At 69.1% G+C, this 23,866-nt stretch carries 19 protein-coding genes; 9 read left to right on the top strand and 10 right to left on the bottom strand.

All coding sequences use genetic code 11. The features are described 5' to 3' along the window. Positions 1 to 31 precede the first annotated feature (31 nt). Positions 32 to 1,087, bottom strand: a complete 1,056-nt coding sequence (gene queG, locus G4D77_RS24360; RefSeq protein WP_154833729.1) for a tRNA epoxyqueuosine(34) reductase QueG — start codon at positions 1,085 to 1,087, stop codon at positions 32 to 34. Between the two features lie 12 nt (positions 1,088 to 1,099). Here queG and tsaE point away from each other — a divergent pair, with 12 nt between their 5' ends. The 3 genes from tsaE to G4D77_RS24345 all read left to right on the top strand — a co-directional run bounded on the left by tsaE (position 1,100) and on the right by G4D77_RS24345 (position 3,556). After that, a complete protein-coding gene (gene tsaE, locus G4D77_RS24355) occupies positions 1,100 to 1,627 on the top strand; it encodes a tRNA (adenosine(37)-N6)-threonylcarbamoyltransferase complex ATPase subunit type 1 TsaE (RefSeq protein WP_016447663.1) in 528 nt (175 codons plus the stop codon). Continuing rightward, on the top strand, positions 1,624 to 3,120 hold the full coding sequence (locus G4D77_RS24350; protein ID WP_061287429.1) for an N-acetylmuramoyl-L-alanine amidase: 1,497 nt from the start codon (positions 1,624 to 1,626) through the stop codon (positions 3,118 to 3,120). The genes tsaE and G4D77_RS24350 overlap by 4 nt, the downstream gene beginning before the upstream one ends. Positions 3,121 to 3,331: 211 nt before the next feature. Further along, a complete protein-coding gene (locus G4D77_RS24345; protein WP_016447665.1) occupies positions 3,332 to 3,556 on the top strand; it encodes a YMGG-like glycine zipper-containing protein in 225 nt (74 codons plus the stop codon). 85 nt (positions 3,557 to 3,641) lie between these two features. Here the strand turns inward: G4D77_RS24345 and G4D77_RS24340 are convergent, their stop codons facing one another. Next, the gene (locus G4D77_RS24340) at positions 3,642 to 4,292 is read right to left on the bottom strand and encodes a DedA family protein (protein ID WP_016447666.1); all 651 of its coding nucleotides are present in this window, start codon (positions 4,290 to 4,292) and stop codon (positions 3,642 to 3,644) included. A gap of 273 nt (positions 4,293 to 4,565) precedes the next feature. On the opposite strand from G4D77_RS24340, the gene G4D77_RS24335 reads away from it, so the two are divergent. Both G4D77_RS24335 and mutL read left to right on the top strand, forming a co-directional pair. After that, positions 4,566 to 4,856: a YMGG-like glycine zipper-containing protein gene (locus G4D77_RS24335; protein ID WP_016451238.1), complete on the top strand. Its 291-nt coding sequence runs from the start codon at positions 4,566 to 4,568 to the stop codon at positions 4,854 to 4,856. Positions 4,857 to 5,028: 172 nt separating this feature from the next. Continuing rightward, on the top strand, positions 5,029 to 7,065 hold the full coding sequence (mutL, locus tag G4D77_RS24330; RefSeq protein WP_154833728.1) for a DNA mismatch repair endonuclease MutL: 2,037 nt from the start codon (positions 5,029 to 5,031) through the stop codon (positions 7,063 to 7,065). A 34-nt stretch (positions 7,066 to 7,099) separates the two neighbouring features. Here the strand turns inward: mutL and G4D77_RS24325 are convergent, their stop codons facing one another. Together G4D77_RS24325 and G4D77_RS24320 are read right to left on the bottom strand one after the other, a co-directional pair. Beyond that, positions 7,100 to 8,104 (bottom strand): Bug family tripartite tricarboxylate transporter substrate binding protein, encoded by a 1,005-nt coding sequence (locus G4D77_RS24325; RefSeq protein ID WP_154833727.1) that lies wholly within the window; start codon positions 8,102 to 8,104, stop codon positions 7,100 to 7,102. Positions 8,105 to 8,156: 52 nt separating this feature from the next. Continuing rightward, complete coding sequence (locus G4D77_RS24320) at positions 8,157 to 9,380, bottom strand: M20 aminoacylase family protein (RefSeq protein ID WP_154833726.1); 1,224 nt, start codon at positions 9,378 to 9,380, stop codon at positions 8,157 to 8,159. A 114-nt stretch (positions 9,381 to 9,494) separates the two neighbouring features. Between G4D77_RS24320 and G4D77_RS24315 the strand changes: the two genes are divergently transcribed. Beyond that, positions 9,495 to 10,523, top strand: coding sequence for a LysR family transcriptional regulator (locus tag G4D77_RS24315; protein ID WP_154833725.1), 1,029 nt, complete (start codon positions 9,495 to 9,497; stop codon positions 10,521 to 10,523). Between the two features lie 7 nt (positions 10,524 to 10,530). On the opposite strand, the gene G4D77_RS24310 is transcribed toward G4D77_RS24315, so the two are convergent. The 4 genes from G4D77_RS24310 to G4D77_RS24295 form a co-directional block, all read right to left on the bottom strand. Further along, positions 10,531 to 12,012 carry an efflux transporter outer membrane subunit gene (locus tag G4D77_RS24310; protein WP_154833724.1) on the bottom strand — a complete coding sequence of 494 codons (1,482 nt, stop codon included), beginning with the start codon at positions 12,010 to 12,012 and terminating at the stop codon, positions 10,531 to 10,533. 28 nt (positions 12,013 to 12,040) lie between these two features. Beyond that, entirely contained in the window at positions 12,041 to 15,292 is a 3,252-nt protein-coding gene (locus G4D77_RS24305; RefSeq protein WP_213757748.1) for an efflux RND transporter permease subunit, read from the bottom strand. Positions 15,293 to 15,378: 86 nt separating this feature from the next. Beyond that, a complete protein-coding gene (locus G4D77_RS24300) occupies positions 15,379 to 16,653 on the bottom strand; it encodes an efflux RND transporter periplasmic adaptor subunit (protein WP_083393568.1) in 1,275 nt (424 codons plus the stop codon). A 114-nt stretch (positions 16,654 to 16,767) separates the two neighbouring features. Continuing rightward, on the bottom strand, positions 16,768 to 17,628 hold the full coding sequence (locus G4D77_RS24295; protein WP_043819199.1) for an alpha/beta hydrolase: 861 nt from the start codon (positions 17,626 to 17,628) through the stop codon (positions 16,768 to 16,770). 175 nt (positions 17,629 to 17,803) lie between these two features. On the opposite strand from G4D77_RS24295, the gene G4D77_RS24290 reads away from it, so the two are divergent. Further along, positions 17,804 to 18,718, top strand: coding sequence for a LysR family transcriptional regulator (locus G4D77_RS24290; RefSeq protein ID WP_012206938.1), 915 nt, complete (start codon positions 17,804 to 17,806; stop codon positions 18,716 to 18,718). 351 nt (positions 18,719 to 19,069) lie between these two features. Beyond that, positions 19,070 to 20,413: an NADP-specific glutamate dehydrogenase gene (gene gdhA / locus G4D77_RS24285; protein WP_016447677.1), complete on the top strand. Its 1,344-nt coding sequence runs from the start codon at positions 19,070 to 19,072 to the stop codon at positions 20,411 to 20,413. An 84-nt stretch (positions 20,414 to 20,497) separates the two neighbouring features. Here the strand turns inward: gdhA and G4D77_RS24280 are convergent, their stop codons facing one another. Then, on the bottom strand, positions 20,498 to 21,823 hold the full coding sequence (locus tag G4D77_RS24280; RefSeq protein ID WP_154833722.1) for a serine hydrolase domain-containing protein: 1,326 nt from the start codon (positions 21,821 to 21,823) through the stop codon (positions 20,498 to 20,500). Between the two features lie 109 nt (positions 21,824 to 21,932). Then, on the bottom strand, positions 21,933 to 22,805 hold the full coding sequence (locus tag G4D77_RS24275; RefSeq protein ID WP_016447679.1) for a methylglyoxal synthase: 873 nt from the start codon (positions 22,803 to 22,805) through the stop codon (positions 21,933 to 21,935). Positions 22,806 to 22,954: 149 nt separating this feature from the next. On the opposite strand from G4D77_RS24275, the gene G4D77_RS24270 reads away from it, so the two are divergent. Next, a complete protein-coding gene (locus G4D77_RS24270; RefSeq protein ID WP_154833721.1) occupies positions 22,955 to 23,857 on the top strand; it encodes an alpha/beta hydrolase in 903 nt (300 codons plus the stop codon). The last annotated feature ends 9 nt before the right edge of the window (positions 23,858 to 23,866 follow it).

Genomic DNA, 23,866 nt, shown 5'->3' with positions numbered 1-23,866 from the left:
TTTCACACACAAGCGCCCTGGTCTTATCAGCTCAATCCGATCTTTGCGACAGTGCCCAGGCCACATGCTCGCGCACCATGGCGTCGGGATGTTCGGCGCGGCTGGCCAGCGCCTGGCGCAGTGCCGTATCGCCGGTTTCACGCCAGGCGTTTCCCAGCGCCACGGCCACGTTGCGCAGCCAGCGCGCATGGCCTATGCGCCGGATGGGACTGCCTTCGGTCAGGCGCAGGAAGGTCGGCTCGTCCCAGGCAAAGAAGTGCACCAGCTGCCCGCCGGACAGGGCCTCGCGCGCATCGAAGTCGGGCAGGCGACTGGGCTGGGCGAACTTGTTCCAGGGGCAGGCCAGCTGGCAGTCGTCGCAGCCATAGATGCGGTTGGCCATCAGCGGCCGCAGCTCCTCGGGAATGGCGCCCGCATGCTCGATGGTCAGATAGGAGATGCAGCGCCGCGCGTCCACCCGGTGCGGCGCCACGATGGCGCCCGTGGGGCAGGCCGTGATGCAGGCCGCGCAGCTGCCGCAGTGCGCGGTCACCGGCGCCGTGGGCTCCAGCGCCAGGTCCACATAGATCTCGCCCAGGAAGAACATGGAGCCTGCCTCGCGGTTGAGCACCAGCGTGTGCTTGCCACGCCAGCCCTGGCCGCTGCGCCGGGCCAGCTCGGCCTCCAGCACGGGAGCGGAATCTGTGAAGGCGCGGTGGCCGAAGGGGCCGACCTCCTGGGCGATGCGCTCTGCCAGCTTCTGCAGCCGGTTGCGCAGCACCTTGTGGTAGTCACGGCCCCGGGCATAGACGGAGACGATGCCCTCGTCGGGCCGCTGCAGCCGCGCCCACTCCACCGCTTGCCAGGCGCCCGGCGCATCGGCAGGCGTGTCGCGCGGCAGGTAGTCCATGCGCGCCGTGATCACGCTGACCGTGCCCGGCACCAGCTCGGCAGGCCGCGCGCGGCGCAGTCCGTGGGCCTGCATATAGTCCATCTCGCCATGGAACCCCTGGGCCAGCCACTGCATCAAACCCGGCTCCGCAGACGACAAATCCACGCCAGCCACGCCAATTTGGGAAAATCCCAGTTCGCGGGCCCAGCCTTGCATCAAAGGAACCAATTGACTGCTGCACAACATACTCCCTCGATTGTAGAAAGCGCCCGGCCGCAGGATGCGGAAACTGCGGGCCATCGCTGGATATGGGGCAGCGAGGAAGACACGCAGCGGTTTGCGCAGCAGCTCGCGGACCATCCGGCGCTGCGCAATGCCTACGTCACGCTGCACGGCGACCTGGGCGCCGGCAAGACCACGCTGGTGCGGCACTGGCTGCGCGCACTGGGCGTGCAGGGCCGCATCAAAAGCCCCACCTATGCCGTGGTGGAGCCGCACGAGGCGCCGGGCCTGTCCATCTGGCATTTCGACTTCTACCGCTTCGACGATCCGCGCGAGTGGGAGGATGCAGGATTTCGCGATATTTTCGCCAGCCCCGGTCTCAAGCTGGCAGAATGGCCCGAAAAGGCCGCAGCGCTTACGCCTGCGGCAGATATAGCTATTCATATCGAAGCAATCGACGAGACGCAGCGCCAGGTGAGCCTGATCGCCGGCACGCCCGTCGGACGCGCCGTGATCGAAGCACTCAAGGCATGAGCGACGCCCAATCCTTCTCCTATCCGTCCGGCCTGTCGCGCCGCAACCTGCTGCAGGCGGGCTCCATCGTGCTGCTGCTGGGCCGCCAGCACATTGCGCACGGCGCCACCATCGTGGCCGTGCGCGTCTGGCCTGCGCCAGAGTACACGCGCGTGACCATCGAGTCCGACCGGCCGCTGGCTGCCAAGCAGTTCTTCGTGGACCAGCCGCCTCGGCTGGCCGTGGACATCGAAGGCATCGACCTCAATCCCGCGCTGCGTGAGCTGGTCGCCAAGGTGCGCTCCGACGACCCCAACATCGCATCCATCCGCGTGGGCCAGAACTCGCCCAGCGTGGTGCGCCTGGTGATCGATCTCAAGCAGCCCGCCAAGCCCCAGGTCTTCACCCTGCAGCCGGTGGCGGCCTACAAGCACCGGCTGGTGTTCGACCTGTACCCGGCCAAGGCCGTGGACCCGCTGGAGGCGCTGATCAGCGAGCGCCTGCGTGATGCCTCCGGCGACGACACCGCCGTGGCGTCGGCACCTCCACCACCTCCTGCACCCGCAATGCCCCGCCCCCCAGGCGCCGCGGCGCCGGCCCCCGACCCTCTGGGCGACCTGATCGCCCAGCACAGCGGCGGCCCGGGCGGCAAGACGCCTGCGCCGCCGCCTGCCGTGATCGCGCAGGCGCCGGCTCCCGCGGCTGCGCCGCGTCCTCCTGCCCCAGCGCCTGCGCCCGTTCCGGCCCCTGCCCCCATTGCCGCGCCCAACATCGCCACCTCGCGCCAGACCGACCGCATCATCATCGTGGCGCTGGACCCGGGCCACGGCGGCGAGGACCCCGGCGCCACCGGCCCCAGCGGCACGCGCGAGAAGGATGTGGTGCTCAAGATCGCCCACCTGCTGCGCGACCGCATCAACAACACCCGCATCGGCGGCAGCCCCATGCGCGCCTTCATGACGCGCGACGCCGACTTCTTCGTGCCGCTGGCCACCCGCGTCGAGAAAGCCCGGCGCGTTCAGGCCGACCTTTTCATCAGCATCCATGCCGATGCCTTCACCACGCCGGCTGCGCGTGGCGCCAGCGTCTTTGCGCTCAGCGACAAGGGCGCCTCCAGCACGGCCGCGCGCTGGCTGGCCAACAAGGAAAACCAGTCCGACCTCGTGGGCGGGCTGAACATGGGCTCGCAGGACCAGCACGTGCAGCGCATGCTGCTGGACATGAGCACCACGGCCCAGATCAAGGACAGCCTCAAGCTCGGCGGCGCCCTGCTGGGCGAGATCGGCAACATGGCCAAGCTGCACAAGCCGCGCGTGGAGCAGGCCGGCTTTGCCGTGCTCAAGGCGCCCGACATCCCCAGCGTGCTGGTGGAGACCGCCTTCATCAGCAACCCCGAGGAAGAAGCCCGGCTGCGCAGCAGCGCCTACCAGGTGCAGCTGGCCGACGCGCTGATGCGCGGCATCCGCAACTACTTCGCGCACAACCCGCCGCTGGCCCGCAGCCGCTCCGTCTGAGCCGCGAGGGTTGCCACAGGCACGGCGGCATGCCGTCCGCCGCCGCTGTCGGACAGGCAGGACCGGACGCTTCCAAACCGCCCGGCCCCAGCTCGGGCAACTCTCCTACCACGGCCGCAGGCCGTGAATGAGAGCATGCCAACATGTTCCACACAATGCTTGCGCCACCATCCATCCGCCGAAGCAACGCAGGCCACGACAGGAGATGAACATGAAGACACGCCTTTATTCCATTGCCGCCGCTGCCGCCATTGCCTTGTTCTCTGCCGGCTGTTCCACCAACCCCAGCAACGCCCAGATCGGTACCGGCGTCGGCGCCGTGGCCGGTGGTGTGGTGGGTGACGCACTGTTCGGCAGCACGCTGGGCACCGTGGGCGGCGCAGCCGCCGGCGCACTCATCGGCAACGAGGTGGGCAAGCGCAACGACCGCCGCTGACCCCTGCCGCCGCCGTTCGGCCACTGAACGAAAAAGCCCCTTGCGCCATCACGGCGCAAGGGGCTTTTTGCTGGGCGCTGAAGGCTCAGGAAGCCGTCTTGGGCGCGCGGCCCGCGCGCCATGCGCCGAAGATGGCGATCAGGCCCGGCACCAGGATCAGGCCCCAGATGATCTTCTCCAGGTTCTCGCGCACCCAGGGCAGGTTGCCGAAGAAATAGCCGGCGGCGCTGATGCCGAACACCCAGACAATGGCTCCGCCCACGTTGAAGGCCGTGAACTTGCCCCGGTCCATGGCAGCCACACCGGCCACGAAGGGGGCAAAGGTGCGGATGAACGGCATGAAGCGCGCCAGCACGATGGTGATGCCGCCGTAGCGCTCGTAGAACGCATGGGCCTGGTCGAAGGCACGCCGGTTGAACCAGCGCGAATCCTCCCACTGGAACACCTTGGGCCCTATGTAGCGGCCTATGGTGTAGTTGCACTGGTCGCCCAGCACGGCCGCCACCAGCAGCACGGTGCAGGCGATCGAATAGTCCATCAGTCCCACGCCGCACAGCGCGCCGACGATGAACAGCAGCGAGTCGCCGGGCAGAAAGGGCATGACCACCACGCCCGTCTCCACGAAGACGATGAGAAACAGCAGCGCGTACACCCAGGGTCCATAGGCCACGACGAAGGCCTCCAGGTGCTTGTCTATGTGCAGGATGAAGTCGATCAGGAACTGAATGATTTCCAAAAGAAGGTCCTCCGCGGCGGGCGCCGCACCGGCCCGTACTGTACTTCGCCGGCATGCCCCCACAGCCGAGCCAGAGCCAATCGCACCGCCGCGCACACCGGCGCTTGCATGGAACTACAAATGCTTGGAATCGCGCCTGTTTTGTTACACAACTTGATAAAACTCTACGAAAAACTCACGAGTGCGTCAGCTTTTTGCAGGCAAAGTCCTTGCATGCCGTCGGCACCGCCGGCCCGGCCTCACCACCATCATCAGGACAAAAGGAAGCAAGCCATGAACAAGACCCTTCGCACCTTCGAGCGCATGACTGAACGCAAGTCGGGCACCACCATGGGCCGCAGCCTGGCCGTCGCCGCCCTTGTGGCCGGCGCGCTGGCCCTGGGCGGCTGCGCCCACCGTCCCAACAACGCGCAGCTGGGCACGGGCGTGGGTGCCGTGGCCGGTGGCGTGCTGGGCAGTGCCCTGTTCGGAACCACGCTGGGAACCGTGGGCGGCGCGGCCGCCGGTGCGCTGGTCGGCAACCAGATGGGCAGCAACAGCGACCGCGCCGGCCGCCGCCGCTGAGGCCGCGCGGCCCCGGCCGCTCTCATCAAAGAGTGCCCCCGGCTCTGGCCTTTGTGGCCGGGGACGCCTCTTGGAGCCGCCTGTGCGGCTCCTTTTTTTGCGCGTGCCCAAGGCACTCCGACCCCATTCCCACAGGCACCAAGCGGTGGATGCGAGCCCCTAGAATTGCCCTGTGAACGCATCCACCCCCTCCCCCGACACCCTCCCCCGCCGCCCCATCCGCGACCTGCCCGACGAGCTGATCAGCCAGATCGCGGCCGGCGAAGTCGTCGAGCGCCCTGCCTCGGTGGTGCGCGAACTCGTGGACAACGCCCTGGATGCGGGCGCCCGCCAGATCAACGTGCGGCTGCTGGCCGGCGGCGTGCGGCTGATCTCGGTGGAGGACGACGGCGGCGGCATCCCGCGCGACGAGCTGCCCGTGGCATTGCGCCGCCATGCCACCAGCAAGATCACCGACCTGCACGACCTGGAGACCGTGGCCACCATGGGCTTTCGCGGCGAGGCGCTGGCGGCCATCTGCTCGGTGTCCGAGGCGTCCATCCTCTCGCGCCCAGCGGGCCAGGACTCGGCCTATCTGCTCGATGCGCGCAGCGGCGAGCTGCGCCCCGCCGCCCGCAACCAGGGCACGACGGTCGAGGTCAAGGAGCTGTTCTTCTCCACCCCGGCCCGCCGCAAATTCCTCAAGAGCGATGCCACGGAGCTGGCCCACTGCATCGAGTCCGTGCGCCGCCATGCGCTGGCCCGGCCCGACGTGGGCTTTGCCATCTGGCACGAGGGCAAGCTGGTCGAGCAGTGGCGTGCCGCCGGCAGCATGTCGGATGAAGCCCTTGCGCGCCGCCTGGGCGATGTGCTGGGCGACGCCTTCGTGCAGAACTCCGTGACGGTGGAGCACTGGTCGGGCGCCGTCCACGTCACGGGCCGCGCGGGCATTCCCGATGCGGCGCGCTCCCGCCCCGACCACCAGTTCTGCTACGTCAATGGCCGCTTCGTGCGCGACAAGGTGCTGACCCACGCCTCGCGCAGCGCCTACGAGGATGTGCTGCACGGCCACAAGCAGCCCGTCTATGCGCTGTATGTGGAGATCGACCCTGCGCGCGTGGACGTGAACGTGCACCCCACCAAGATCGAGGTGCGCTTTCGCGACAGCCGCGAGGTGCACCAGGCCGTGCGCCACGCCATAGAGAATGCGCTGGCCGCCCCGCGCGCGGCGGCCGCAGCCGCCGCTGCCGCCGAGGAAGCCGCCCGCACCCCGGAGCTGGCCCCTGCCGCACCGGCCACCGCGCCCATGGTGGCGGCTCCCGCCTGGCCCCAGGCGCGCATGAGCTTTGGCGATGAACAGGGCGGCCACAAGGTCAGCAACATGGCGGGCCTGTGGGCACCCATGCGCGAACCCGCGCCGGCCCCCGTGGCGCTTCCTGCCCAGACGGCCATGCAGACTGCCGGTGCCGCCGAAGTCGCGGTGGACAGGCCCGGCGTGCAATGGCCTGCCGGCGATGTGCCCGCCAGCTACGCACCCGCTGCACAGCCCCAGCCAGCCACCGTCACCGTCTCCGTCACCGAGCCTTCACCTGCGAACTTCACGCCCCCCGCAGCGGACACCGCTGCCGCTGCCGAGGAAACCATCTGGCCCCTGGGCCGCGCCGTCGCCCAGATCCACGGCGTGTACATCCTGGCCGAGAACGCCCAGGGCATGGTCGTGGTGGACATGCATGCGGCGCACGAGCGCATCGTCTACGAGCAGCTCAAGAATGCCGTCAACGCGGCAGAGCAGATCCCCAGCCAGCCGCTGCTGATTCCCGCCACCTTCGCCGCCACGCCCGAGGAAGTGGCCACGGCCGAGGCCCATGGCGACACGCTGCAGGCCCTGGGCATGGAGGTTTCCCCCTTCTCGCCCAAGACGCTGGCCGTGCGTGCCGTGCCCGCCACCCTGGCCCAGGGCGATGCCGTGGAGCTGGCGCGCAGCGTGCTGGCCGAGCTGGCCCAGCACGACGCCAGCACCGTGGTGCAGCGCGCGCGCAATGAGATCCTGGCCACCATGGCCTGCCACGGCGCCGTGCGCGCCAACCGCCGCCTGACGCTGGACGAGATGAACGCCCTGCTGCGCCAGATGGAAGTCACCGAGCGCTCCGACCAATGCAACCACGGCCGCCCCACCTGGCGGCAGATGAGCATGAAGGAATTGGACGCGCTGTTCCTGCGCGGTCGCTGAACCTGCCCGGCCGCCGTCAGCGCCGTCAACGCCGTCAGTCGCGCATGTTCGCAAACGCCGCCAGCTGCTCGTACTTGCGGTCTTCCTCGGCGATCAGGCGCGCCAGGTCCTCGCGGCCCGAGGCGGGCACCATGCCTGCATCTTCCAGGCGCTTGCGCACGGCGGGCTCGGCCAGCGCCTCCTGCAGGGCCGCCGTGATGCGCTGCGCGGTGGCGGCGGGCAGTCCGCGCGGCGCCATCAGCGCAAACCAGCCCACCAATTCATAACCGCGCAGCGGCGCCAGCTCGGCCATGGCCGGGACCTGGGGCAAGGCGGACAGGCGCTGCGCGCTGGTGACCGCCAGCGGCACGATGCGCCCGCTCTGCAAAAACGGTTGCGCCGCGGTGGGCGAGAGCATGGCCAGGTCCAGGCTGCCGCCCGCCAGGTCGCTGGTCAACGGCGCCACGCCGCGGTAGGGCACATGGGTGATGGAAACACCCGCGCGCTGCTTGAACAGCTCTCCCGCGAAATGCAGGGTCGATCCCACGCCCGAGCTGCCGTAGCTGAGCTTGCCGGGCTGGCGGCGCGCCAGCTCCAGCAAGTCGGCCAGGGTCTTCATGCCCAGGCCCGGGCGTGCGGCCAGGATCAGCGGGCTGGTGGCCACCAGGCCCAGCGGCGTGAAATCGCGGCGGCCGTCGTAGCGCTGCGCGGGGTTGACGATGCGCGTGGCCACCAGTTCGTTGCTGGCCCCCACCAGCAGCGTGTAGCCATCGGCCGGTGCGGAGGCCACGCGCTGGGCCGCAATGGCACCGGCCGCCCCGCCCACGTTGTCCACCACCACCGTGCCGCGCAGCCGCGCGGCCAGCGCATCGCCCACCACGCGGGCGGCCAGGTCCACCGAACCACCGGCCGGGTATCCGACGACCAGCTTCAAGGGCTTGGCAGGAAAGCTGCCCTGGGCAGCAGCCGGCAAGGCCAGCCCCAGCGCGGCGGCGCCCAGGAGGCTGCGGCGGCTCAGGACCTGGCGGGCCTCGGAGGAGAGAGGAGATGCAGTGCGCATGGTGGCAATCGCAGGTGAAGTCGTGAAAGGAATCCGGTGCGGGCGCGGCGCCTCAGGCGGCGGACAGAAAGCGCCGGGCCAGCTTCACCCAGTAGGTGGCGGCCAGCGGCAGGATGCGGTCGTTGAAGTCGTAGCCGGGGTTGTGGACCATGCAGCCGCCCGTGCCATGGGTGTCGCCCACGCCGTTGCCCACGATCAGGTAGCTGCCAGGGCATTGTTCGAGCATGAAGGAGAAGTCCTCGCTGCCCGTCAGCGGCTGCAGGTCGGGGATCAGCGCCTGCTCGCCCAGCCAGTCGCGCGCCACCTCGCGGGCGAAGGCCGTGCTGGCCGCATCGTTGACCAGGGCCGGATAGCGCCAGCGGTAGTCCACCACGGCCTCGGCCCCCAGCGTGGCGGCCTGGGCATGGGCCAGGGCGGTGATGCGTTCGCGCAGCAGGGCACGCACCTCGGGCCGGTAGGCGCGCACGGACAGGCGCAGCTCCACCTCGCCAGGGATCACGTTGGGCGCATCGCCGCCATGGATGGCGCCCACGCTGACCACGGCCATGTCGCGCGGATCGACATTGCGCGAGACCACGGTCTGCAGCGCCAGCACCAGGTGGGCCGCCGCCACCACCGGGTCGGCCGACAGGTGGGGCGCCGAGCCATGGCCGCCCTTGCCGCGCACGGTGATGATCACCGTGTCCGACGAAGCCATGAACGAGCCCTCGCGAAAGCCGAACTGCCCCTCTGCAAAGCCCGGCATGTTGTGCAGCGCAAAGATGGCATCGCAGGGGAAAAGATCCAACAGGCCATCCTCCACCATCTTGCGGCCCCCGCCCAGGCCCTCCTCGGCCGGCTGGAAGATCAGGTGCAGCGTGCCGTCGAAGCCGCGCGCCTGGGCCAGCTCGCGCGCGGCGGCCAGCAGGATGGCGGTATGGCCGTCATGCCCGCAGGCATGCATGCGGCCCGCGTGGAGGCTGGCATAGGGCAGGCCGGTCTGCTCGTGGATGGGCAGCGCGTCCATGTCGGCGCGCAGGCCCAGGCGCCGCGTGCCTGCTCCGACCCGCAGCGAGCCGACCACGCCCGTGCCTCCCAGGCCCCGGTGCACTTCGTAGCCCCAGGAGGCCAGGCGCTCGGCCACCAGGTCACTGGTGGCGAACTCCTCGAAGGCCAGCTCGGGATGGGCATGCAGGTGATGGCGCAGGGCCACCATCTCGGCCTGCGTGGCGCGTATGCCGGCAAGCACCGGATCGGCGGCCTCGGCCATGGTGGAAACGGGCGGTTCAATGTTCATGCCCGCAGTCTAGGAAGCGTGGGCAGCGGGTGGAAGACCACCAGTGCCTGCCCTGCCAGGCATTGCCTGTCATCCCCTGAACACCTGCACGCGCCAATCACAGGCATGGCACACATGGCACGAAACCTGCAAGATCGGCCCATGCATTCCCAGCCCCACCCCGATGCCGGTCCCGCCATGAAGCTGCACCAGATGCGCTACCTCGTCGCCGTCGCCGGCTGCGGCAGCGTGCGCGCCGCGTCACGGGCGCTGGGCATCACGCAGTCGGCCATCACCCAGGCCTTGCGCGAACTGGAGGAAGGCCACCGCCTTGCGCTGTTCGAGCGCCAGAGCAGCGGCATTGTCCTCACGCCGGCCGGGCGCACGCTGCTGCGCCACGCCCAACTGATCACCGGGCAGATGGCCCAGGCCGAGGATGAAATGGCCCGCCTGCGCAACACCTGCGCCGTGGCGCGCCTGTCCGTGGGCGTGACGCCCTGGGTGGGCCAGAGCCTGCTGCCCCATGTGCTGCGCGCCTTCCGCGCCGAACTGCCCCAGGTGCGGCTGGAGCTGTTCGAGGGCCTGTCGGCCGTGGCCCATCCGCGCCTGCGCGAAGGCACGCTGGACCTGCTGATCGGCCGCGTGCCCTCGGGCCCCTCGGGCCCCTCGGGCGGCGACCTGCATGGCACGCCGCTGTTCCGCTACGACGCCACCGTCGTGGCCCGCACCGGCCACCCGCTGGCAGGCGCCCGTTCGCTGGCCGAGCTGATGGACTGCGACTGGCTGCTCAACTACACGCCGCCTGAAGAAGACGACCTGGTGCGGCGCCTGTTCCTGCGCCATGGCCTGCCCGTCCCCGTGGGCCACATCCACCTGGTGCATTCGGCATCGCTGCTGCTGCACCTGATCGCGCACAGCGACATGCTCTCGTTCTGCCCCTGGCCGCTGATCGAATCGGGCGTGCCCCAGGGCACCTTGGTGCCGTTGTCCCTGCGCGAGCAGTTCGAGCCCCACACCGTGGGCGTGGTCCAGCGCGGCCACGGCCCCCTGCCCTGGGTGGCCGAGCGCTTCGTGCACCACCTCATGGAGCAGGTCCACGCCTGCCGCCACAGCCCGGACCCGGTGCTGCAGCGTGTGTTCCGCTCCATTGATGTGCTGGCCTGAGGGTGCCTCAGCGCAACGCGGCCTGGGCCACCGGCACGTTCGCCGACTCGCCGGCCGGCACGTCAGCCGGAACATCCCAGCCCCCGCCCAGCGCCCGGATCAGGCCCACAGCTGCCTGGTACTGCGCGGATTTCACCTGCAGCGCCTGGCGGCGGTTGCGCAGTTCGCTGCGGCGCGCATCCAGCAGGTCCAGCTGGCTGACGTAGCCATTGCGGTAGCGCGTGTCCGACAGGCTGGTGGCACGCTTGGCGGCCACCACCGCCTGGCCCTGCACGGTGGACTGCTCCTGCAGGATGCGGATGGACGACAGCTGGTCCTCCACCTCCTGGAAGGCCACCAGCGCCTGCTGGCGGTAGGCGGCCAGCGCGGCATCGAGCTGCGCGCCTGCGGCCTGCACACCGGCCTCGCGCCGGCCGCCGTCGAACAGCGGCAGCGACAGCAGGGCGCCCACGCCCCAGGAGCGCATGGACCACTTGAACAGGTCTCCGACCTCGGGCGAGGCATGGCCGGCCGCGCCGGTCAGCGAGATGCTGGGGAACCATGCCGTCTTCGCCACGCCCACGCGCGACTGGGCGGCGAACACGGCGCGCTGCGCGGCCGAGATGTCGGGCCGGCGCATGAGCACCGTGGCCGGCACGCCGGCTGGGATGGAGGGCAGCGCCGTGGTCCAGGCGCCTTCGCCCAGGCCGAAGCGCGAGGCCGAGTCGCCCACCAGCACGGCCAGCGCATGCTCGACCTGGGCGCGCTGGCGGTCCAGCGCCAGCGCATCCGATTCGGTGGCCGACAGCTCGGCCTGGATGCGCGCCACGTCCAGCTCGGCAATGTCGCCGGCCTGCAGCCTTCGCTCCGACAGGCGCAGCGTGTCGCGGTAGGCCTCCACGGTCTCGCGCATCAGGGCGCGCTCGGCGTCCAGCGCGCGCAGTTGCAGATAGGTCTGTGCGACCTCGGCCTGCACGGCCAGCCGCGTGCTTTGCAGCAGGGCCTCGCGGCCCTCGGCGTCCAGCCGCGATGCGTCGGCCGCCTGGGAAATGCGGCCGAACAGATCGACCTCATAGGACAGGTTCAGCCCCGCATTGACCAGGGTGGCAGGCCGCGTGCCCGAGGCCTTGTCCAGCCCCGCGCCGCGCGTGGCCCCTGCGCCCAGGCCCAGTTGGGGCAGGCGCTCGGCATTGGCGCTGCGCGCGAGGGCGCGGGCCTCAGCCAGGCGTGCGGCCGCGGCCTGGATGCTCTGGTTGTCCAGCGTGGCCTTGTCCACCAGCGCGTTCAGCGCCGGGTCGGCAAAGGCCAGCCACCATTGGCCGCGTGCCTGGGCTTCAGCGGGCAGGGCCTGGGTCCAGCCCGCCTGCGGCGCGGCGCCCTGCTCCTTGAAGGCAGGGGCGGCCGGCAGCTCGGGCAGGCTCTGGGACACGCTGGCGCAGCCGGCCAGGGCCAGCGCCGCCACCAGGGGCAGCAGACGCCTGGACAGTTTCGAAAGCGATGGGATCTTCATGATCGGTTCCTGTTCTTGTGGTGTGGGCTCATTCATGCTCGCCACGCGCAGCAGAGGGCATGGGCAGCGCGCCGCCACCCGAGGCATGGCCGTGGGCGGGTGCGTGTGCAGGGGCCTCTTGCTCCATCTCGGGACCATGCTGCTTGAGCGGCCGGTTGCCTGCCAGGCGGCGCATCAGCACGTAGAACACGGACGTCAGGAACAGGCCGAAGGCCGTCACCCCGATCATTCCCGAGAATACGGCCACGCCCATGGCACGGCGCATTTCCGAGCCCGCGCCCGTGGACAGCACCAGGGGCAGCACGCCCATGACGAAGGCCAGCGAGGTCATCAGGATGGGGCGCAGGCGCAGCCGGCTGGCCTCGATGGCGGCCTGTATGGGCGTGCGGCCCTCGAACTCCAGCTCCCGTGCGAACTCCACGATCAGGATGGCGTTCTTCGCACTCAGCCCCACCAGCACGATGAGCCCGATCTGCGTGAAGACATTGCTGTCCCCGCCCGACAGCCAGACGCCGGTCATGGCCGCCAGCAGGCCCATGGGAACGATCAGGATGATGGCAATCGGCAGGGTCAGGCTTTCGTACTGCGCGGCCAGCACCAGGAAGACCAGCAGCAGGGCCAGCGGGAACACGATCACCGCCGAATTGCCGGCCAGGATCTCCTGGTAGGTCAGGTCGGTCCATTCGAAATCGATGCCCTTGGGCAGGGTCTCGGCCGCGATGCGCTTGATGGCATCCTGCGCCTGGCCCGAGGAGAAGCCCGGTGCGGCACCGCCGTTGATGTCGGCCGTGAGGTAGCCGTTGTAGCGCATGGCGCGCTCGGGGCCGAAGCTGGAGTCCACCTTCATCAGCGCCGACAGCGGAATCATCTCGCCCGAGCTGGAGCGCACCTTGAGCATGCCCACGTCCTCGGCACGCGCGCGGTAGGGCGCGTCGGCCTGCACGCGGACGCTGTAGGTGCGGCCGAACTTGTTGAAGTCGTTCGCATACAGGCTGCCCAGGTAGATCTGCATGGTGTCGAAGATGTCCGTCACCGGCACGCCGAGCTGGCGCGCCTTGGTGCGGTCAATGTCGGCATACAGCTGGGGCACGTTGACCTGCCAGCTGGTGAACATGCCGGTCAGCTCGGGCGTCTGGTAGGCCTTGGCCATGAAGGCCTTCACGGCCGCGTCCATCTGGTCATAGCCCAGGGAGGCGCGGTCTTCCAGCTGCAGCTTGAAGCCGCCCGTCGTGCCCAGGCCCGCCACGGGTGGCGGCGGGAACATGACGATGAAGGCGTCCTGGATGCCTGCGAAGGCCTGGTTGAGCTGGCCGGCCACGGCGCCGCCGCTCTGGTCGGCGCGCTTGCGCTCGTCGAAGGGCTTGAGCGTGGCGAAGACGATGCCCGAGTTGGAGCTGTTGGTGAAGCCGTTGATGGACAGGCCCGGGAAGGCGATGGTGTCCTCCACGTTGGGGTTGTCCTTCATGATCTCGCCCATGCGGCGGATCACCTCGTCCGTGCGGTCCAGCGTGGCGCCGTCGGGCAGTTGGGCAAAGCCGATCAGGTACTGCTTGTCCTGCGCGGGCACGAAGCCCGAAGGCACGGCCTTGAACAGGCCGAAGGTCACGGCGATCAGCGCCAGGTAGATGGCCAGCATCAGCGCCTTGCGCGAGATCACGCGGCCCACGCCGCCGCTGTAGGCCTCGGAGCCCCGGTGGAACATGCGGTTGAAGCCGCGGAACAGCCAGCCGAAGGCCCGGTCCATGCCGCGCGTCAGCGCGTCCTTGGGCGCATCGTGGCCGCGCAGCAGCAGGGCCGCCAGCGCGGGCGACAGCGTCAGCGAGTTGATGGCCGAGATCACCGTGGAGATGGCGATGGTCACCGCGAACTGCTTGTAGAACTGGCCCGTGAGGCCGCTGATGAAGGCCAGCGGCACGAACACGGCGACCAGCACCAGGGCGATGGCGATGATGGGCCCGGACACTTCGCGCATGGCGCGGTAGGTGGCGTTGCGCGGCGTGAGACCGGCCTCGATGTTGCGCTCCACGTTCTCGACCACGACGATGGCGTCATCCACCACGATGCCGATGGCCAGCACCAGGCCGAACAGGCTCAGCGCGTTGATGGAAAAGCCCAGCAGATGCAGCACGGCGAAGGTGCCGATCACCGACACCGGCACGGCCAGCAGCGGGATGATGGAGGCGCGCCAGGTCTGCAGGAACAGGATCACCACCAGCACCACGAGCACGATGGCCTCCAGCAGCGTGTGCACCACCGATTCGATGGAGGCGCGCACGAACTGCGTGGGGTCGTAGGCGATGCGGTACTCCAGGCCCTCGGGCATGTTCTTGTTCAGGGCCTCCATGGTCTTGCGCACGTTGGCCGAGATTTCCAGCGCATTGGAGCCCGGCGCCTGGAACACGCCCATGCCCACCGCCGGGTCGTTGTTCAGCAGCGAGCGCAGCGAATAGTCGGCCGCGCCCATCTCCAGGCGGCCGATGTCGCGCAGGCGGGTCACGGCGCCATCGGCGCCGCTCTTGACGATGATGTCGCCGAAGTCCTCCTCGCTTTGCAGGCGGCCCTGGGCGTTGATGGACAGTTGCATGTCCACGCCCGGCAGCCCCGGCGAGGCGCCGACCACGCCGGCCGCAGCCTGCACGTTCTGGCCGCGGATGGCGGCCACCACATCGCTGGCCGACAGGCCGCGCTGCGCCACCTTCTGCGGGTCCAGCCACACGCGCATGGCGTAGTCGCCGCCGCCGAAGATCTGGATCTGGCCCACGCCCTCGATGCGCGCCAGCGGGTCCTTCACGTTCAGCACTGCGTAGTTGCGCAGGTAGTTGATGTCATAGCGCTGGTTGGGCGAGACCAGGTGCACCACCATGGTCAGGTCGGGTGCGCTCTTGACCGTGGTGATGCCCAGGCGGCGCACCTCTTCCGGCAGGCGCGGCTCGGCCTGCGAGACGCGGTTTTGCACCATCTGCTGCGCCTTGTCGGGGTCGGTGCCCAGGCGGAAAGTGACGGTCAGCGTCATCACGCCGTCGCTGGTGGCCTGGCTGCCCATGTAGAGCATGCCTTCGACGCCGTTGATCTGCTCTTCCAGCGGCGTGGCCACGGTCTCGGCGATCACCTTGGGATTGGCGCCCGGATACTGGGCGCGCACCACCACGGACGGCGGCGCGACCTCGGGGTATTCCGAGATCGGCAGCCCGCCCATGGCGATCAGGCCGGCGATCAGCATCAGCAGCGAAAGCACGCCTGCGAAGATCGGCCGGTCAATGAAGAATTTGGATAGGTTCATGGTGTTTGGCTCCGCCACGGCAAAGCGCGGCCCATGCCGCCTGCGGCCAGGCGGCATTTCAGAGGCAGGAAAGGTGTGCGGCTAGATCAGGACTTGGTTGCGTCAGCCACTTGTTCGGCTGCCTGCCGGGTGCCCGGCTGGCGGGCATCGGCCCGCGCATCCATGGACACCTCCTTGGGCGCGACCAGGGCGCCGGGGCGGATGTGCTGCAGGCCGTTGACGACCACGCGCTCGCCGGGCTGCAGGCCCTGGGTCACGTTGCGCAGGCCGTTGACCGAGGCGCCCAGGGCCACCTCGCGGTACACGGCCTTGTTGTCGCCGCCCACCACCATCACGTACTTCTTGCTCTGGTCCGTGCCGATGGCGCGCTCGCTGACCAGCAGCATGCTGCTGTCGCGCGCCTGGCCCATGCGGATACGGGCGAACTGGCCGGGCATGAGGGCGCCGTCCTTGTTGTCGAAGGCGGCGCGCACGCGCACCGTGCCGCTTCGGGCATCGACCTGGTTGTCGATCAGCTGCAGCCGGCCCTCGAAGGGCGTGCTGCCGGCCGTGGCCGTGCCCATCTGCACGGGAATGCTGTCGATCTTGGCGCGGTTGCCCGCGCCGCCGCCCAGCTCCTTGAGCGCGCGCGTGATGACCTGCTCATCGGCATCGAAGCTCGCATAGATGGGGCTGACCGAGACCAGCGTGGTCAGCACCGGCGCGCCCGGGCCTGCGGCCACCAGGTTGCCCACGGTGATCTCGCGCTTGCCGATGCGGCCCGACACGGGGGCGCGCACCTGGGTGTAGCCCAGGTTCAGCCGCGCCGATTGCAGGGACGCCTGGGCCGCGCGCAGATTGGCCTCGGCCTCGCTGCCTGCGTTGATGCGCTCGTCCAGCTCGCGCTGGGCAATCGCCCGCTCGTCCCACAGGCGGCGTGCGCGCTCCTGCTCGCTGCGTGCATAGGACTGGCGTGCCTGGGCCGAGGCCACCTGGGCTTCGGCCCGCTCGACCTCAGCCGCATACGGTGCGGGGTCGATGGTGATCAGCAGATCGCCCTGCTTGACCAGCGCGCCCTCGCGAAAGTGCACGGCCTGCACGGCGCCAGCCACGCGCGAGCGGATGTCCACGCGCTCCACGGCTTCAAGGCGGCCCGAGAACTCGTCCCAGGCGGTGACCTCGCTTTCGGCGACCGTGGCCACCGACACGGGCGTGGCGGCGGGCTGGGCGCTGGCGGGCGCGTCATCGGCCTTGGCCTCGATGCCGTGCAGGCCGAACAGGCCGGCGCTGACGGCGAGGATGGCCGCAGCGGCGGCAGGCAGCCTCCAGCCCTTGCGCTGGGCCGAGACGGAGGAAGAGGATGAGGTGGATTCGGTGGACATGGTGTTTTTTTGCGAAATTCAGGGAACACGATGCCCGCCCGGCGCCTGAACGCGCCGGGAAGGCGGAAGGGGAAAACGGGGCAGCAGGTGTCGCCGGCTGCGGCGGCGCGGGGCCTAGCCCGGTGCTGCGGGCTTGTTCATGGTGGCCTCGAAGAAGTCATGCACATGCTGGGACACGGCGGCGCTGCAGGCCGTACAGGCCTCGGCCTCGGACAGGGCCTGCGGCCAGTTCGACGCGCTGGGCAGCACATGGCTGCTGGCCGTCACCCCGGCCGCGCGCAGGCGGGCCGCATAGGCCTGGGCCTCGTCGCGCAGCGGGTCGTCACCACCCACCAGCACCAGGGCCGGCGGCAGCTGGGCCAGGCGCAGCGAGCTGCCGGGCACGGCATAGGGATGCATGGCGTCCTTGGGGCAGCTCAGGTACTCGCGCCAGCCCGTGGCCCAGCGGCATTCGCCGGCCTCGGGCGTGGCCTCGCGCTGCGAGGCGGTGCCGGTGCAGGGATCGAGCATGGGCGACACCAGGATCTGGCCCGCCAGCGGCGGATGGCCCCGGTCGCGCGAGATCACGGCCACGGCGGCGGCCAGGTTGCCGCCGGCTTCTTCACCCGCGAGGAACAGCGGCGCGCCTTTGCCCGCCATCTTCACGCGGTGCTTGTACAGCCACTGCAGCACGGCGTAGCCCACCTCGATGGGCTGGGGAAACGGATGCTCGGGCGCCAGCGGGTAGGCCAGCGACACCACGACGGCGCCCGCCTCGGCCAGCAGCCGGCCGATGTAGCGCCCGTTGTCCAGCGTGCCGCAGACAAAGGTGCCGCCATGGAAATGCAGCACCAGCGGCGAGACCGTGCCGGGCCTGCGCTGGCCATAGGCGCGCGCAGCCACGGTGCCGTGCTCGGGCAGCTCGATGGAGAATTCTGTTTCGGCAATCTGCGCCCCGGCGGCGGGGCCGTTCGGAAGCGACGGGGAAGTGGACATGGCGCGAACCTGCGGCAATGGTCGATGGTTGGAATATAGGCGGCGCCGGCCATGTCTGAAATAGCAACGCAGCCATCGCTCTGTTTCCGTTTCACGAACAATCGCCCGATACCGCGCATGTGAGAATTCCGCCGAGCCGGCATTCCCTTGCCGGGCGCTGCAGGAGCAACTTTCCATGGACCAGATCCAGGCCATGCGTGTCTTCGTTCGCGTGGTGGAAGCCGGCAACTTCACCCGCGCCGCCGATTCGCTCGACCTGCCCAAGGGCACGGTCACCAAACAGATACAGGCGCTGGAGGCGCGCGTGCGCGTCAAGCTGCTCAACCGCACGACGCGGCGCGTCACCGTCACGCCCGATGGCGCGGCCTACTACGAACGCGCGGCACGCCTGCTCAACGATTTCGACGATCTCGAAGCCAGCATGGTCAACACCCAGACCGCGCCCAGCGGGCGGCTGCGGCTGGACGTGGGCAGCTCCATGGCCCGGCTGATCATCATTCCGGCGCTGACCGAATTCTGCGAACGCTACCCCGACATACAGATCGACCTGGGCGTGGGCGACCGCCTGGTGGACCTGATCAGCGACAACGTGGACTGCGTGATCCGCGGGGGCGAGCTCAGCGACCAGTCCCTGGTGGCGCGGCGCATCGGCTCGATGAACTGGGTCACCGTGGCCTCGCCCGCCTACCTGGCGCGCCACGGCGTGCCCCAGCACCCTTCCGAGCTGGATACGAAGCACCAGATCGTCGCCTTCTTCTCGGGCCATACGCGGCGCATGTACCCGCTGGAATTCCAGCGGGGCGATGAATCCATCGAGGTGGCGGGCAACTACCGCATCGCGGCCAACGACAGCAATGCCTACACGGCCGCCGTGCTGGCGGGCTTTGGCATCGCGCAGCTGGTCACGGCCTTTGCCCAGCCGCTGATCGACAGCGGCGAACTGGTCGAGGTGCTGCCCGAATGGACACAGCCGCCGCTGCCCATTCACGTGGTCTATCCGCCCAACCGCCACCTCAGCGCCAAGGTGCGGGCCTTCGTGGACTGGGCGGCCGACCTGTTCGCGCGCCATCCCCAGCTGCAGCGCAGCTGAAAGGCCGTCGATGGGATGGCCGGGCGGGCCCAAGCCCCGTCCGGCTGCAAGGCCTTCCCAGCCACTCTTCATGTCAGCGGGCATGGCGCCAGCCATTCCCATTCGCCATGACCATGCACGCCACCGGATACGGCCGATCCAGGAGCCTGCCTGCCCGCCCACTGCTGCACGCAGCTTTCTGCCATGCACCAAATACCGTCAACCCCCTCTGAAGATGCACCGAAACACGGCACGAAGGCACCAAGCTCGGGCGCCGTTCACCAAAACGATGCATGACGGCATAACTTTTAGGCATAATCTTGGTTTGCACTCACCCCTTCCCGCAGCCGTTTTTAGTCAGAGGTTTTTTCCATGAAGTACGAGTCCGTCGGCCAGTTCCTTGATGAAGTCGCGCAACGCAATCCCGGCCAGCCCGAATTCCTGCAAGCCGTCACCGAAGTGATGGAAAGCCTGTGGCCCTTCATCGAGAAGAACCCCAAGTACGCCGAGCACGGACTGCTGGAGCGCCTGGTCGAGCCCGAGCGCGTGGTCATGTTCCGCGTGAGCTGGACCGACGACAAGGGCCAGGTGCAGGTCAACCGCGGCTTCCGCATCCAGCACAGCATGGCCATCGGTCCCTACAAGGGCGGCCTGCGTTTCCACCCCTCGGTCACGCTGTCGGTGCTCAAGTTCCTGGCGTTCGAGCAGACCTTCAAGAACGCGCTGACCACGCTGCCCATGGGCGGCGGCAAGGGCGGCTCGGACTTCGATCCCAAGGGCAAGAGCCCCGCTGAAGTCATGCGCTTTTGCCAGGCCTTCGTCACCGAGCTGTTCCGCCACGTGGGCCCGGACACCGACGTGCCGGCAGGCGACATCGGCGTGGGCGGCCGCGAAGTGGGCTTCATGGCCGGCATGTACAAGAAGCTGTCCAACAGCGCCGCCAGCGTGTTCACGGGCAAGGGCCTGTCCTTCGGCGGCTCGCTGATCCGCCCCGAAGCCACCGGCTACGGCACCGTCTACTTCGCCCAGGAAATGCTGGCCACGCGCGGCCAGTCCTTCGCAGGCAAGACCGTCTCCATCTCCGGCTCGGGCAATGTGGCCCAGTACGCCGTGGAAAAGGCCATGCAGCTGGGCGCCAAGGTGGTGTCGGTCTCCGACTCCTCGGGCACCGTGTATGACCAGGACGGCTTCACCACCGAGAAGCTGGCCATCCTGATGGACGTGAAGAACCACCGCTACGGCCGCGTGGACGAGTACGCCAAGCTGGTGGGCGCCGAGTTCCTGCGCGGCAAGACGCCGTGGCACCTGAAGGTGGACGTGGCCCTGCCCTGCGCCACGCAGAACGAACTGACCGAGGAAGATGCCAAGGTGCTGATCGCCAACGGCGTGGTCTGCGTGGCCGAAGGCGCCAACATGCCCTCGACCATCGAAGCCGCCAAGGCCTTCGAGAAGGCCGGCGTGCTGTACGCACCGGGCAAGGCCAGCAATGCCGGTGGCGTGGCCACCTCGGGCCTGGAGATGAGCCAGAACGCGGCCCGCCTGTCCTGGCCCGCCGAGGAAGTCGATGCCCGCCTGCTGCAGATCATGCAAGGCATCCACGCCGCCTGCCTGAAGTACGGCAAGCGCGAGGACGGCACGGTCAGCTACATCGACGGCGCCAACATCGCCGGTTTCGTCAAGGTGGCCGATGCCATGCTGGCCCAGGGCGTGATCTGAGCGTCAACGCTCCCCACCCCTGACGAAAGCCCATGCAGCCTGCTGCATGGGCTTTTTTCATGGAAAGAGATGGATTCGCGCGCCTTACCTGTCGCGCACCGCATCGGCCAGCGCCGCCCAGGCCTTGAGCGTCAACGCATGCGTGAAGGCCGCGCCCGCCACCGGGTGCGATGACAGCTTGACCACCACCATCTGCGCGGCCGGGTTCACGTGGATGAACTGGCCGTGAATGCCAGCGGCCTCGTAGGCGCCATCGGCGTTGTGCAGTACCCACCATTGGTTGCGGTAGCTGTAGCCGGGCCGCGCGGCCTGGATGCCGCGGAACTTGAACTGCTCGCGGTCGCCGCCGCGCGCAATGTCGTCCAGCACCGCCTTGTCGAAGATCTTGTGGCCGTTGAAGCTGCCGCCCAGGCGCAGCATCTCGCCCACGCGCGCCAGGTCACGCGCCGTGGCGTTCAGGCCCGCGCCCTGCAGCGGCGTGCCGGTGCTGTCCACCATCACATAGGCGTCTTCCTGCATGCCCAGCTTCTGCCAGATGTTCTCGCTCATGAGATCGCTCCAGCGCCGGCCAGTGACGCGCGAGACGATCCAGCCCAGCACCTCGGAATGCACGGTGCGGTAGACAAAGCCCTCGCCATGCGTGCCTTCCTTGGGCAGCGTCTTGAGGAAGTCGTACACATTGGTCGGCCCCGCGTAGCCGGGCGGACGCGGCAGCATGCCCGAGGCCCAGGAGTAGCCGAAGATCTCGGTCTTGGGGTCGGTGTAGTCCTCGCGAAAGCGCACGGCACCCGTCATGTCCATGACCTGGCGCACCGTCATGTCGCCCCAGGCCGAGCCTTCCAGCTCAGGCACGTACTTCGTGACCAGCGCCTGGGGGTCGATGCGCCCTTCGTGGGCCAGTTGCGCGGCCATCAGGCCGGTGAACGATTTGGTGACCGAGAACAGCAGGTGCGGCGAGCTGGCCTGCATCTGGTTCTGGTAGCGCTCGAAGACCACCCGCCCCTTGTGCAGCACCACGATGGCGTCGGTATAGGTGCGGTCCAGCCACTGGTCCACGGTGACGGGCTGGCCCTTGTCGTCGTCAAAGCGCAGGCCGCCCAGGGCCATGGGCGCTTCGGGCAGGGCCGAGGGCGCCGCCGCGCCGCGCCGGATGTTCTGCGTGGGCTGGATTTCGCGCAGGTGCTGCACCACCCAGCGCAGTTGCGGATAGCGGTAGCCGTTGGACACGTCCACTCGCTTGTCGGCGGCCGGAGGAAAGCCCTGCATCAGCCCCAGTTGCTCCAGGCGCACGCTGTCGGGCGGCGGCAGCGCGGGCGCTGCGGGGGCCTGTGCCTGGGCCGCCACCCAGCCGGGCAGTAGCGCCAGCAGGGCCATGGCATGCCGGGAACGCCGAAAGAGCGGACTGACCATCGTTGTCTCCTTGGTTTTGGAAACGGCCAGTCTTGCAGAAAGCCCCCGGCCGGTCACGGGTGTTCGCCCGCCCGCAGGCCGCAAGGCTGTCGTCTGCGCGACGAAGGTTTCAGCGGCGCATCAAGGCCGCATCGCACCAGCGCTGCGCCACGGCCGGAGAAGTGGTGCAGACCGTGTCGTGCGTCACCGTGGTCACGGCGCGCTCCAGCAGTTGGATGTCGGCCTCGTGCTGGCGCGCCACATGCGGGTCCTCGAAGAAGATCACGCGCTGGCAGCGGCGGTCCAGCACCAGGTCGGCGATCTGCGCATCGCCGCCCAGCGGGCCGCTGTTGTAGCGGTCCACCCAGGGCCGGTCCTCGGGCCAGCCACGGCTCCAGGCCATTTCGTTGAGCCTCTGTCCCGTGGTGCCCGTACCCACGCGCCGGCCAAAGCGCGACAGCAGCTCGAAGTTGCGCGCCGCGAAATCCAGCATGGTGGGCTTGAGCGCATCGTGGGCGATCAGCGCCAGCGTCTGCTGTGCGTAGTCGTGAAAGCGCTGCGCACCGGCATCCTTGGGCAGACCTGCCTGGATGCGCTCCATCTCGACCCAGTCCCGCGCCGAGGCCACGGTGGACAGGAAGGGCTTGCCATGGATCACGCACTGGCGCTTGAGCGCCACGGCCTCGGGAAAGATGGAGGACGGATCCACCGGGTCGGTGAAATAGATGGCCCCGTCGATGGTGCGCTCGTCACCTTCCACGCCCACCACCTCGGCCACCAGTTTCATCAGCCCGCCTTCGCGGCCATAGGGATAGCGGCGCAGGCCCCGGTAGGACGCCAGCATGCCGGCCGCCTGGATGGCATCGAAGGTGCGGCCCACGGCATGCAGGCCCAGCTGCAGCTCGCGGATGCCGGACTCGCAGGCGCGCAGCCAGCCGAACAGTGCGGCATCCTCGGTTTGGTGGTGGATTCGGTTGGCGGCCAGGCCCAGGCGTATCGGCATACAGGTTCACTCATCAACAGTGGGGAGAGGCCCGTGCAGCCAGGACAGCCTGCGGACCAGCGGCAAGAATAGCGCCAATCCATGACAGCGCCTGCCGGCACGGCGGCGGCGCTGAACTTTTGGCCGGCCCGTGCATCCATTGTTGCGTCATGCCCTCACTGCTTTCCCACCTGTGGCCCCGACGGCGCCTGCACCGGCTCACGGCAGCGCTGGGCGTGGCCGCGCTGCTGGCGGCCAGCGGCTGCTCCGTGCTGGACACCAAGCAGCGCGAATGGATCTTCCAGCCCAGCGACCGCAGCTGGCCCGGCGCCAACACGGCCGGCATGGAAGATGTCTGGATCGACATGCCAACGCAGGACGGCGCCCGCCTGCATGCGCTGTGGCTGCCCCAGCCGGCCACGGCCGGCAACGCCCCCGTGCTGCTGTACCTGCATGGCGCGCGCTGGAACGTTGCCGGTTCCTCGCCGCGCATCCGGCGGCTGCACGAACTGGGCTTTTCGGTGCTGGCCATCGACTACCGGGGCTTTGGCAAGAGCAGCGCCGGCCTGCCGTCCGAGGAATCGGCCGCCGAGGACGCACGCGCAGGCTGGGACTGGCTGGGCCGGCACGCTCCGGGCCGGCCGCGCTTCATCTTCGGCCATTCGCTGGGCGGCGCCATCGCCATCGACCTGGCGCGCAGCGTCCAGGATGAGGCCGGCGTCATGGTCGAGGCCACCTTCACCAGCATTCCCGACGTGGTCCGCAGCTTCCGCTGGGGCTGGCTTCCCGTGGGGCCGCTGATCACGCAGCGCTTTGCCTCCATCGACAAGGTGGCCGGCATAGGCTCGCCGCTGCTGGTCGTGCACGGCAGCGCCGATCCGCTGATCCCCGCCACGCTGGGCCGCCAGCTGTTCGACGCGGCCAGCGAGCCCAAGCGCTTCGTGCTCATCGAAGGCGGCAACCACCACAACACCCAGTCGCGCGCCATGGAGCAATACCGGCAGGCGCTGGACGAGCTGTTCGGGCTGCGCCTGCTCGCACAGGCGCCCACCGCGCCAGCAAGCCCGCGCTGAGCGGCGCAG

Origin of the sequence: Delftia sp. WY8, assembly GCF_018437695.1 — a bacterium.
Lineage (GTDB): Bacteria > Pseudomonadota > Gammaproteobacteria > Burkholderiales > Burkholderiaceae_C > Comamonas > Comamonas tsuruhatensis.
Note: the sequence above shows the minus strand (reverse complement) of the source record. Positions and strands in the feature narration are given on the sequence as shown.